The sequence below is a fragment of the Rothia sp. HMSC068F09 genome, from assembly GCF_001812775.1.
In the GTDB taxonomy this organism is placed as follows: domain Bacteria; phylum Actinomycetota; class Actinomycetes; order Actinomycetales; family Micrococcaceae; genus Rothia; species Rothia mucilaginosa_A.
Map to the genome: position 1 here is coordinate 144046 of NZ_KV810409.1, position 11401 is coordinate 155446.

7 protein-coding genes are annotated in these 11401 nt (G+C 61.2%); 1 reads left to right on the forward strand and 6 read right to left on the reverse strand.

The features are described 5' to 3' along the window. Positions 1-23 precede the first annotated feature (23 nt). From HMPREF2874_RS00585 to HMPREF2874_RS00615, 6 genes are all read right to left on the reverse strand, one after another. Entirely contained in the window at positions 24-1049 is a 1026-nt protein-coding gene (locus tag HMPREF2874_RS00585; protein WP_070648415.1) for a magnesium and cobalt transport protein CorA, read from the reverse strand. A 204-nt stretch (positions 1050-1253) separates the two neighbouring features. Then, complete coding sequence (locus HMPREF2874_RS00590) at positions 1254-2546, reverse strand: adenylosuccinate synthase (protein WP_049361888.1); 1293 nt, start codon at positions 2544-2546, stop codon at positions 1254-1256. 236 nt (positions 2547-2782) lie between these two features. After that, a complete protein-coding gene (locus HMPREF2874_RS00595) occupies positions 2783-3253 on the reverse strand; it encodes a DUF4870 domain-containing protein (RefSeq protein ID WP_012904287.1) in 471 nt (156 codons plus the stop codon). Between the two features lie 275 nt (positions 3254-3528). Then, complete coding sequence (locus HMPREF2874_RS00600) at positions 3529-4743, reverse strand: pyruvate ferredoxin oxidoreductase (protein ID WP_070648417.1); 1215 nt, start codon at positions 4741-4743, stop codon at positions 3529-3531. Positions 4744-6007: 1264 nt separating this feature from the next. Further along, a complete protein-coding gene (locus tag HMPREF2874_RS00610; RefSeq protein ID WP_070648422.1) occupies positions 6008-6838 on the reverse strand; it encodes a type VI secretion protein in 831 nt (276 codons plus the stop codon). Further along, the gene (locus tag HMPREF2874_RS00615; RefSeq protein ID WP_070648424.1) at positions 6835-7461 is read right to left on the reverse strand and encodes a hypothetical protein; all 627 of its coding nucleotides are present in this window, start codon (positions 7459-7461) and stop codon (positions 6835-6837) included. Before HMPREF2874_RS00615 ends, HMPREF2874_RS00610 begins: the two co-directional genes overlap by 4 nt. 364 nt (positions 7462-7825) lie before the next feature. Here HMPREF2874_RS00615 and HMPREF2874_RS00620 point away from each other — a divergent pair. Continuing rightward, a partial coding sequence (locus HMPREF2874_RS00620; RefSeq protein WP_371440535.1) for a S8 family serine peptidase occupies positions 7826-11401 on the forward strand: 3576 nt, incomplete at its 3' end.

Here is an 11401-nt window from a genome sequence, read left to right on the forward strand (position 1 = left end):
AGCCAGTGCCGTTTTGTGGACTGTTAGAGCCACTTATTCTTCTTGAAGAACCAGTAGAGGAGCAGACAGGAGACCAGCATCAGCAGCAGGGCTGCGGGGTAGCCGAACTCCCACTTGAGCTCGGGCATAACCTCAAAGTTCATACCGTACACCGAGCCAACGATAGTGGGCACCATGAGGAGTGCCGCGTAGGCGGAGATTCGTTTGGTGTCGTCGTTCTGTTGCTGGCCGAGCAGGGTGTCGTGCACGCGCAGGGCGTTTTCGAGGGAGCTGCGAAGGTCTTCGAGGCGTTCTTTTGTTTGGGTTACGTGGTCGAGCACGTTGCGGAACTGGCGGGCCAGCTCCACGGCCTCGTCTTCAACCTCGCCCTGGCTCGCGCCCGGGTAGGGGGACGGGTCGAGCGCGCCGGTGCGTAGGCCTTCAATGATGCGACCCATCATCGGTTCGAGGGGTCGGCAGGCTCGCTGAAAGTCGATGACCTGGTTGAGCAGCTCGTAGATGCGCTGGGCGAGGGAGTTGGCGTCTCGCCGCTCGTTGGTGGAGAAGAGGATGTCTTCAATCTCGTCGTTGTCGTTCTCGAGTCCCTCGAGCACGGGGGCGTACCTGTCGACAGTGCTGTCGAGGATGCGGTGCAGCAGTCGGGCGGGGGATGCATCGGGGGTGGCGTAGAGCAGGTTGAACTTGTCGTTGATGCGCTGTTCGTCGCGAACGAGTGCGAGGGTGTAGCGGGGGCCAGTGAAGAGGTGCAGTTCGCTAAGACGCACTTCTTCTTCTTTGTCGAGGTAGATGGCGGGGCGGATGACCGCGAAGAGGGAGTCTCCGTAGCGTTCGAGCTTGGCGCGCTGGTGGCCGCGGGTGGCGTCTTCCACGGCGAGCTCGTGCAGGTTGAAGGTTTTTTGCAGGGCGTGTAGTTCGTGGATGTCGGGGTTGGCGTATCCGAGGGCTACGGCGGTGTTCTTGTCCGCGTAGGCGCGGAGGGTTTCTTCCTCGGTGGCACCCAGCTGAGGGCGGTCCGAGCTCGGGTAGATAGCTCCGGTGATATAGGACATCGCTTTTCTCCTCTGAACGCACTAGCACCACTTTTGTGGCCCTTACCCAGCATACGGGATGCACCTCTCCGCAGTCACCCGCAGGCGCCTCCCACCCGCCATGTGATAAGTCTCCGATCACGCTCCTGTCGATAGTATGGGAAAGCCCCCGGAAGACACCTGTAAGGCACCTTCCGGGGGCTTTCGCGTATTGAGCTATTGCGCTTAGTCTTCGTTGATGAGGTCGCGAACCACAATGGTCTGGTCGCGGTCGGGGCCCACACCAATCGCGGAAATACGGCAGCCAGAGAGCTCCTCCAGCTTCAGCACGTACTTGCGGGCGTTCTCGGGCAGCTCATCCAGGCTCTTCGCATCCGAAATGTTTTCGGTCCAGCCGTCGTAGTACTCGTAAATCGGCTTAGCGTGGTGGAAATCGGTCTGGGTCATCGGCATCTCGTCGTGACGCACGCCGTCCACATCGTAGGCCACGCAGACCGGAATCTTCTCCAGGCCGGTCAGCACGTCCAGCTTGGTGATGAACAGGTCGGTGAAACCGTTGATGCGCACGGCCTGGCGTGCCAGCACGGAATCGTACCAGCCGCAGCGGCGGGGGCGGCCGGTGTTCACACCGAACTCGCCGCCGGTGGTGCGCAGGTAGTCGCCCATCTCATCGAACAGCTCGGTCGGGAAGGGGCCGGCACCCACACGGGTGGTGTACGCCTTCTGAATACCGATTACGCGGGTGATGCGGGTCGGGCCCACACCCGAACCCACGCAGGCGCCGCCGGCGGTCGGGTTCGAGGAGGTCACGAACGGGTAGGTGCCGTGGTCCACGTCCAGGAAGGTGGCCTGGCCGCCCTCCATCAGCAGGGTCTTACCCTCGTCCAGTGCCTTGTTCAGCAGCTGGGTGGTGTCCACGATCATGGGCTTCAGACGCTCGGCGTAGGACATGAAGTACTCGACGATTTCCTCAACCTCAACGTGGCGGCGGTTGTAGACCTTCACCAGCAGCTGGTTCTTCTGGCGCAGCGCGCCCTCAACCTTCTGGCGCAGGATGGATTCGTCGAGGATGTCCTGCACGCGCACGCCGAGGCGGCCAACCTTGTCCATGTAGGCGGGGCCGATACCGCGGCCGGTGGTGCCGATGGCGCGCTTGCCGAGGAAGCGCTCGGTCACCTTATCCATGGTCTGGTGGTAGGGTGCCACCAGGTGCGCGTTAGCGGAAATCTTCAGGCGGGAGGTGTCAGCGCCGCGGGCCTCGAGGCCTTCAATCTCTGCGAAGAGAGCCTCGGGGTTCACGACCACGCCGTTACCAATCACGGGGACGGCGTTGTCGCTCAGAATACCGGCGGGCAGCAGCTTCAGCTCAAACTTCTGGCCGTTCACCACCACGGTGTGACCGGCGTTGTTACCGCCGTTGGGCTTGACCACGTAGTCTACGCGGGGGCCGAGCAGGTCGGTTGCCTTACCCTTACCCTCATCGCCCCACTGGGCGCCCACAATCACGACAGCTGACATTTTTGTGCTCCTTGAAAGCCTTGAAGATACGCACCGGATTTCACGGCGCGGCGGCGACCTACCGCCTCATGATCCGGGTAGGCATACCTCTTCTAATGATACCGTGCCCGCCCCTTTAAGTCCCGTGTGACGGGGCGGTAGGCGTGCCGGATACGGTGCCGGTGAGCCTCACCGGGCACGGCAACGCCCCCATCCGATATTTGGACGGGGGCGCTACCGGTATGAGCTTATGAAGACTACTTGATGATCTCGATGAAGGTCATCGGGTAGGTGTACTGCTCACCGCGGTTTGCGGCCAGAGCAGCCAGGCTGTGGAAGATAACCATCAGGATAGCCACAACCATCGGGACGACCCACAGGATGATGCCCAGGATGCCGAAGGTCAGAATAATCAGCAGCCAGGAAGCCATGCTGATGACCCACAGGGAGAAGTTGAAGTTGAACGCGCGGCGGGATGCTTCCTTAGTGAAGGAGTAACCGGGCTTGTCCTTGTAGATGAACCACATGACCAGCGGCGCGAGAATACTTGCGGATGCGAAGGACAGCAGAGACAGAATTGCAGAAGCCAGGTGCGCGAGCATCGCCATGTTCTGGTCGTCCTTGGAGGAGACTACGTAACCGTTGGGCTGCTGACCCGGCGCCTGCGAGTAGGAGGGTGCCTGCTGGGAGTACTGGTTGTACTGTTCAGGGTTCGGGTTCTGGGACATCGTTCTTTTCCTAATCTATCGATGAGTGGATACAGCTAATCGTTGAGGTGCGGCGGCAGGCTAACTCGCCGTTCTCGGAGGGTGCCCGCCTCGCTCTACTTGGTCGCAACGCTCGTGATGGTTTCACCCTATCAAGGCAAAGTAAATGGAATATTAACCCTCGCCGGACAACAGACGAAGAAACCCGAATATGACACAAAAAGACGCCCCTGCCCCTCCACGCGGTGTTACGTACGTGGAGGGGCAGGTCGTTATACGGTGTGGGCTGACCGAGGTTAGTCCTGTTTCTCTTCATCAGCGAGCGCAGGATGCGCGGCGGGCTTCTGTAGTGCGGCAGCCTCGCGCTGTGCGGCGGCCTCGTGTAGCTTTGCGTGTTCTTGCTTTTTCAGAAACTCGTACACCGAGAAAGAATCCTCTTCTTCCTTCGTGAAGCCATTGACGCCCGTGTAGCCGTCCGGCAGGCGGTTGTACACGAGGTAGTACCAGAACTCGGTGGGCGGGGCCTGCCCCTCCTCGATGAGGTCATTTATCTGATTCCGGCGTTTGAAGGTGCGAACTATGCCCATGATCCACAGAATTGGCACCACAAATGCTGACCCCACGCCGATCACTACGAAAATGAACGCGACCATAAACCCGTATTCGGGGTCTACGATGCTGGCAAGAGGCGCCAACACGAAGGGGTTCAGTATCAGCAGGGCAGCAAGCCAAATGTTCGTGAGGGTGAGCTCCTTCTTCAAATCTTCAACGCTGTACCTTGTCGGCGGCCTATTCACTGGAACGTAGCCCACCGGTTGCAGCATTGCCGCCCGCGATATGGGGTTCTCCTCAACCTTGACCGGGTTCAGGTGGGCGGCGCACGCCTGCATGGGTGCGGACTCGTCGTGGGAGCGGTCGAGCAGGCGCATTTCGATGAGTTTTGAGTCGGGGGTGCCGAAGAGCGGGTCGGGGATGACCGGCAGGATAGCGCCCGGGCTCAAACCGAGGGATTCCAACTGAACGTACTCGCCGTAGGCGTGCATCGTTTGAGTCTGCATTGCCTGGGCCCGCTCACGGGCAGAGAGTACAGGCTGGGCGGGCCCAGTGGACTGGGTGGGCGCAGTGGAGTTGAGCGCAGAGGAGGCGAGCGCTACCGGGTGGTTCGCCTCGTCGTCCTTACGAGATTCGTGAGTATCTTCCGGGGTATCTTCTGATGCCTCTTCCGGCTCTTCGATGTCGTCGGTGTCGTTGTCATGAGAGTCTTCCCGCGCGGAGTCGTAGCGCTTGGGGGCACCCGGGTAAACGTATTCATAATCGGGATCGGGGTGCTCTAGCTCTTCGTCTTCGATGTCGTCGGAGTTTTCGTGCGGCTCAGCGTCTTCATTTTTCTGCGTCTGCTCGCCCATGAGTAGCGTCATGTATTCCGGGATAGACTGGTCGGTGTCCCAGAGGGGCTGGTACGCCTCGTCCTTCTTTGCAATTTCCTTCTTTTCAGTGGGGCGGTCTGCCATGGTTGTCTCCTTCGCTCACCAGACATACTCCTAGTGGCACCACCGTACCAGCGTGCGCTGGGCAGTCCCTTGAAACCTGCCTGATAAAAGCTGAGAAAAAGCCCCCGACAAGCGCCAACACGCACGTGCTAACACTGCCGGGGGTTCAGCACCACTGGAGCCCAGGGACCCACGGGAAGTCGACTACGATGCATCCGCTGAGTTTGGAACAGGGCTTGAGGTAGGGCTCGGGGCACTCAGCGGCTGAGGGGCTGACGCCACGGAAGACATCGAAGACGCTGCACCCAGGATTCCCTGCATTTCCTCGGAGTCCCTAGGCAGGCGGTCATACACCAGGTAGAACCAGAACGACCCGAGTGGCATGGCCTTCCACTTCAGCGCCCGATACTTTCGGCTCACTCGGAGTAGCACAAAAATCAGCGCACCAGCCCACAAGAACAGGGGAAGACCAAATGTCGCCAGAGAAAGCATCAGAAAGAGATAGAAAATAAACCCACCGAAGCTAGGATCCTCTGTAACAGTAGCCAACAGAAGATAAGTCAGGGGATTAAACACCACACCCACGAAGAAGAGCACTATGAACTCAGGCCACGCCTTCCACCACAGGTCTGATACACGCACCTTACCCGCAAGTGGGGTCGCTGAGATGTACCCAATAGGTCGTGGTGTACCCACTACTTTCCCCTCCTGCCAGGTGGGAAACACACTTGGCACCTGCTGGTATACAGATGCACCAGTATCCGTGCCCATCGGGGACATTCGGCGCATCGTGGGGCCCGGGCGGCCATACAGCGGCCGGTTCAGCACCGGGTGACCCGTCGCCGAAGGGAAAAAGTACGCAGCCTGCACAGACGGCGCAGGAGCAGAAACCGCCAGAGCGGACGCCGCAGAATTGGGCGCTGAAGAATCGAGCGTAGCAGGAACCACGGGGTCAGCAGGCGCGGATGCAGAATGAGCCTTCTGTATTTCCAGGACCTCCTTCACCGGCTCGGGGATCTCCCCGGTCGGCGCGGGAGCCGGCGTTCCGTGAAGAAGCAAAGCCGAGTAATCGGGGGCGGGCTGCTCCATATCCCACAGTGGCTGATACGCGTGGCTGCTCTTCTCGGTTGGGTTCTGAGGGTTTTTCGGTGCTTCGCTATGCTCCGCCACGGTAACCTCCTCCAATGCTTGTCTGCTTGTTAGTGTCTGTGTGTTGTCTACACTGTGTGTTCGATGCGCGGGGGCTTAATCCCGCCGCTGTTCTTTGAGCCAGTGGCTAGCCTGCTTAAGCCTCGGCCGCTTCGTTAAGCCGCACAAGGCTCAGAATCCACGCCATACACCAGATGATGCCGGGAATCCCCATGAGTCCTGCGCTCACCTGATTCACCGCAGTAAAGAGAGCTGCGACGAGTTCTCCCCGCCCGAACAGAGCGGTGACGGAGAGAATCGCCGCCGCAATATAGGGGTTCAGTATAGAAACTCCCAAGAACAGAAACCATCCTCCCGGCTTCTGGAACGAAGTGGGCAGGGGGCCAGAGTCCATCACCGGTTGGTCGATAACATCTTGCTGAGGCGAAGCGTCGCCCTCCTGGTTTGCTTCAGAAGGCGGAGTGCACTCGTACACCAACCGGAACTTGAATCTCTCCTCGGTCTCACGCTTCCCGGTAGATTTCGCCATCACAGCAAAGAAGTTGATAACAGCCCACGAGGAGAAGACGAGCAGCACCAGAGGAAGAATACCGAAGCTCAGCATCAAAAATCCTAGGGATGCACCAAAAAGAGACACCAAGGTTTCTTCGCCCAGAATAGGACCTGCCAGTATATAGACGAATGGATTTGCCACGATAGCCAACGCCAGGCATACCACCGCCTCCACTCCATCTTTCCCTGAACTCGACTTACGGGAAGGAACCGACAGGGGGCTGTACCCGACCAGCTCGCCGCCGTGTTCCTCCGGCAATTCTCCCTGGGGGAGAGTTCCCTGAACATCATCGGCGTGGATGCGCATCAGCTGCGGGTTGGGGCGACCGTAATGCACCTGCGGCGCCACCTTCAAAACACGCTGATGAGGGGAAACGGGTTGGTCGTCGATGGGCTGGTTGTTATCGTCGGTCATGATTCCTCCTCCTGGTGCGATTCAAGGATGCGGTGCAGCAATGCCTCAGCTGAACCACCGTCAAGCGGGGTGCACTCGTACACCAGCCGGAATTGAAAATCCTGCTGAATCTTGTGCTGCCTAACGAGCAGGCGCGTCGATTCGACAGCATCCCCAACAGCATTCAGAAACTTTCCTACGCAGAGGAACAGCCACCAGAGTCCTGCGAGGATGCCGACGAAACCCACAATGAGTAGTAGCGGGGGGATAAAGATGACCATCAAGATCACCGTCCCTATTTCCTCACTTATTCCCCAAGGACCTTGGGAGAGGAACATTGGGCTCACCGGCGCGATCAAGAGAGCTACCCAGAACACCATCCGCAGCAGCGGCCCCAGGACATACCAGGTGAAGCCGCTCCAATCGGTGAAGAAGCCCTTCGTATTGAAGGTTTCGCGGGGCTTTTCCATGGGGGCGTAGCCTACCACATCGCCAATCTGCCAGGCGGATGAGCTGCGCTCAGTGAGGATGCCCTGCACCTCTCCCCTATGGATGCGTTCTATCCGTGGGCCGGGGCGGCCGTGCATAACCTGGGGTGACATCAGCAGAACAGAATCCTCAGTGGAAACACGTCGCTTGACCATGGTTCGGCCCTCCCTATCCCAGCATTTTTGATAGATGTTCAATAGATGGTTTTACAGTAACAACCGAACCTGAAAAGAACCTGAACCCGAATGCAAATGAAAAACATGCAAAAGAAAAGAGTCGAACATGTCCACATTTTGATGCATTTAGGAGTAATAAACGCTTCACAAGCCATTTTGGGGTGTATTCTAGTTCACATCTAGTGTGTTCAAGTTCAGCTGGAACCCACCAGAACAACACCACAAGCCTCCCAGAAACACCCCGGGAGCCAAGCAAAGGAGCACCGTGACACACACCGCCTCCCCAAACCCCCGCGGCCGGTCGCATCGACGCCGAATCGGCAGCGGGCTACTCACCCTCAGCATGGCACTGAGCCCCCTCGCAGCCCTGGGCGCCACCGCCCACGCCGCGGAAGACCCCGACGCCGTCAAGCAGGTACTCAGCGAAAGCATGAAGAACGCCAGCGGCACCGTCACCGCCTTCGTCCGCTTCAAGGGTAAGGGCGCCTTTGAACAGACCCAGCCCGCAGGCGTACGCGCCGGCGTGCAGGCACCCGTCAACACCAGCTCACAGGTGCAGGCAATCGCCTCCCAGGTGCAGAGCCAGGCACAGCAGGTCAGCAGCCAGTCCGGCGCACAGGTCCTCTACACCACCCACAACGCGGTACGCGGCGTGGCAGTGCGCGGTGACGCAGAGTCCATCAAGGCACTCGCCAACCGCTCCGACGTAGAGAAGATCTCGCCCATCCTACCCAAGTACCGCCAGAACGCGGGCGCCGCTATTGACGCAGGCTCCCTCGCCACCTGGACCGGCACCACCAACCCCGCCGGCGCGGGCGGATACACCGGCAAGGGCGTGAAGATCGCCGTCATCGACTCCGGCATCGACTACACCCACACCGACTTCGGCGGTAGCGGCAAGCTCGAAGACTACGAGAAGGCATCCAAGCTCACCGAGCTGCCCTCCGCAGACTCCGGGCTCATCAACCGCACCAAGGTTGCTGGCGGCTACGACCTCGTTGGTGACGCCTACGACGGCACCAACACCGCAACCCCCGACGGCAACCCGCTCGACTGCACCACCGGCGGCCACGGCACCCACGTGGCGGGCACCGCGGCAGGCTACGGCGTGAACTCCGACGGCACCACCTTCACCGGCGACTACAGCAAGCTCACCGCAGAGCAGCTCAAGACCATGAAGATCGGCCCCGGCGTCGCCCCCGACGCTGAAATCTACGCCTTCCGCGTCTTCGGTTGCAGCGGCAGCACCAACGTCGTTATCGAGGCACTCGACCGTGCCCTCGACCCCAACGGTGACGGCGACTTCTCCGACCGCGTGAACGTGGTCAACATGTCCCTCGGTGGCGAATTCTCCCCGCAGGACGACCCCGAAGCCTACGCCGTTGACGCGCTCACCCGCGCCGGCGTGCTCTCCGTAATCTCCGCGGGTAACGCCAACGACTACAGCCTGCGCGGTGACACCTACTCCAACTCCGGTCACCCCGCCACCGCCTCCAGCGCAATCACCGTAGCTAACGCCTACGGTTCCACCCGCGCCGTCGATGCGGCAGAGCTGACCGACCCCGCCGCCGGCACCACCCGCAAGGTACGCGGCGACTACAGCGTCTCCTACCCCTGGGCACAGGCGGGCACCAAGGAATTCACCGGTGAACTCACCGCAATCTCCGAGAACAACCGCTACGCCTGCAACGCCCTCAGCGCCGACGAAGCGGCAGCTGTAAAGGGCAAGTGGGTGCTCATCGACTGGGCTAAAGATGACGGTGAACTCGCCTGCGGATCCAAGGTGCGCTTCGACAACCTGGAGGCGGCAGGCGCCAAGGGCGTACTGCTTGCAGGCAATGACGAAGAACCCGGCCTGGGTATTGCCGGTAACGATACCCTGCCCGGTTTCCGCCTGGCAGCATCCGCCGCTAAGGACCTGCGTGCACAGATCACCGCGGCAGAAGCCGCCGGCAAGCCCCTGACCGTGCGCCTCGGCAACGATCTGAAGGCTTCCCTGCGCGTGGACACCGGCAAGCTGGATCAGCTGAACCCCATGAGCGCCCGCGGTTTCCACGGCAGCTATGGCTACACCAAGCCCGATATTGCGGCGCCCGGTTCGTACATCACCTCCGCGGCGGTGGCGACCGGTAACGGCTCCGTGACCTTCAGCGGCACCTCCATGGCCGCCCCCTACGTGACCGGTTCCGCGGCCCTGGTCATTCAGAGCCACCCGAGCTACACCCCCGCACAGGTCAAGTCGGCCCTCGTCAACACCGCAACCCACGATGTGCGCACCGAATCCGGTGACGTCTACGCGGTGGACCGCGTGGGTGCCGGACGCGTGGACACCCTTGCGGCCGTGCAGTCGAAGTCCCTGGCCTACAACGCCCAGAGCCCGAACACGACCTCGGTGAGCTTCGGCGTGCTCGAGTACGCCCCGGATGCCGGCGTTCAGACCCTCACCCGCGAGGTGACGGTGGAGAACACCGATTCCGCCGCGCACACCTACGCGCTGTCCTACGCCCCCAGCACCAATATTCCCGGAGTGGAATACTCGTTCCCCGAGTCCGTGACGCTGGCACCCGGTGAAACCAAGAACTTCACCCTGAGCGTGCGCATCGACCCGTCCAAGCTGGAAAAGACCCGCGACCCCGCGGCAGACGTCACCCAGAACGCGACCGACTACTACACCGGCGTTGAAACCGTTCCGGCGCAGTACCGCCAGTACATCGCCAGCGCCTCCGGCCGACTCGTTCTCGCCGAGGACAACGGCCAGAACCTGCGCGTGCCCATCCATGTGGCACCCAAACCCGTCAGCACCATGCACGCCGCCGACCGCGCCCTGACCTTCTCCCAGAAGCCCTCTAGCGAAGAGGCTCAGAAGGCAGACACCGGCTGGCAGAAGACCCCCGTCACCCTCAAGGGCACCGAGGTCAACCAGGGCGGCTACCGCTCCCTGCTCGGCGCCTTCGAGTACGGTGCGAGCGTGGACCGCGTGGCCCCCACCTCCCTGTCGCTGAACAGCAACGTCAAGGCGAACCTGCAGTACGTGGGTGCCTCCTCGGACGCTCCCGCGCTGAAGGCCGCCGGCGGTAACGCCGACGACGGTACCCTGCGCTTCGGCATCTCCACCTGGGCCAACTGGGATGTTGTCTCCTACGAGAACACCTTCACCGTGGAGATTGATACCGACGGCAACAACCGCGCCGACTACAAGCTGGTCACCGACCGCGCCAAGGGCCTGGACTTCCCGCTGGTTCGCCTCTACGGCTACAAGAACGGTAGCCTCGTCGAGCTCGCCTACTACCCGCTCAACGGCGCCTGGGGCGATACCGACACCAACATGATGGACACCAACACCCTCGTGATGGGTGCACCCCTCAAGGACCTGGGCCTGACCAGCGCCAACAACCCGGATATCCAGTACCGCGTCAGCGCCACCACCCAGTACGAGTGGGGCAACGTCAGCGAAACCGGCTGGATCAAGTACCGCCCCTTCAGCCCCAAGCTGTGGTTCAGCGGCGACTCCTCCTCCGTGGCCGGTCTCTTCCCGGACGCCCCCGGTAGCTCCCTCGAGGCACACCGCTCCGCCGACGCCCTCCCCGCGCTCGGTGAGTCCGGCACCCCCGCGAAGGCACTGCTGCTGCACCTGCACAACGGCACCGGCGACCTCTCGGGCGTGAACGGCGCAACCGGCGACCGCGCCGAGGTGCTGAACGTCAAGGAGCAGCAGAACGAGTACATCACCCCGTCCCGCTTCACCGACGTGAAGTCCGGTGACCAGTTCTACACCGAAATCTCGTGGCTGGCTCAGCGTCGCATCACCACCGGCTACCCGGACGGCACCTACCGCCCGCTGGAGTCCGTTGAGCGCGGCGCAATGGCGGCGTTCTTCTACCGCATGGCAGGCTCGCCGCAGTTCACCGCCCCGAGCACG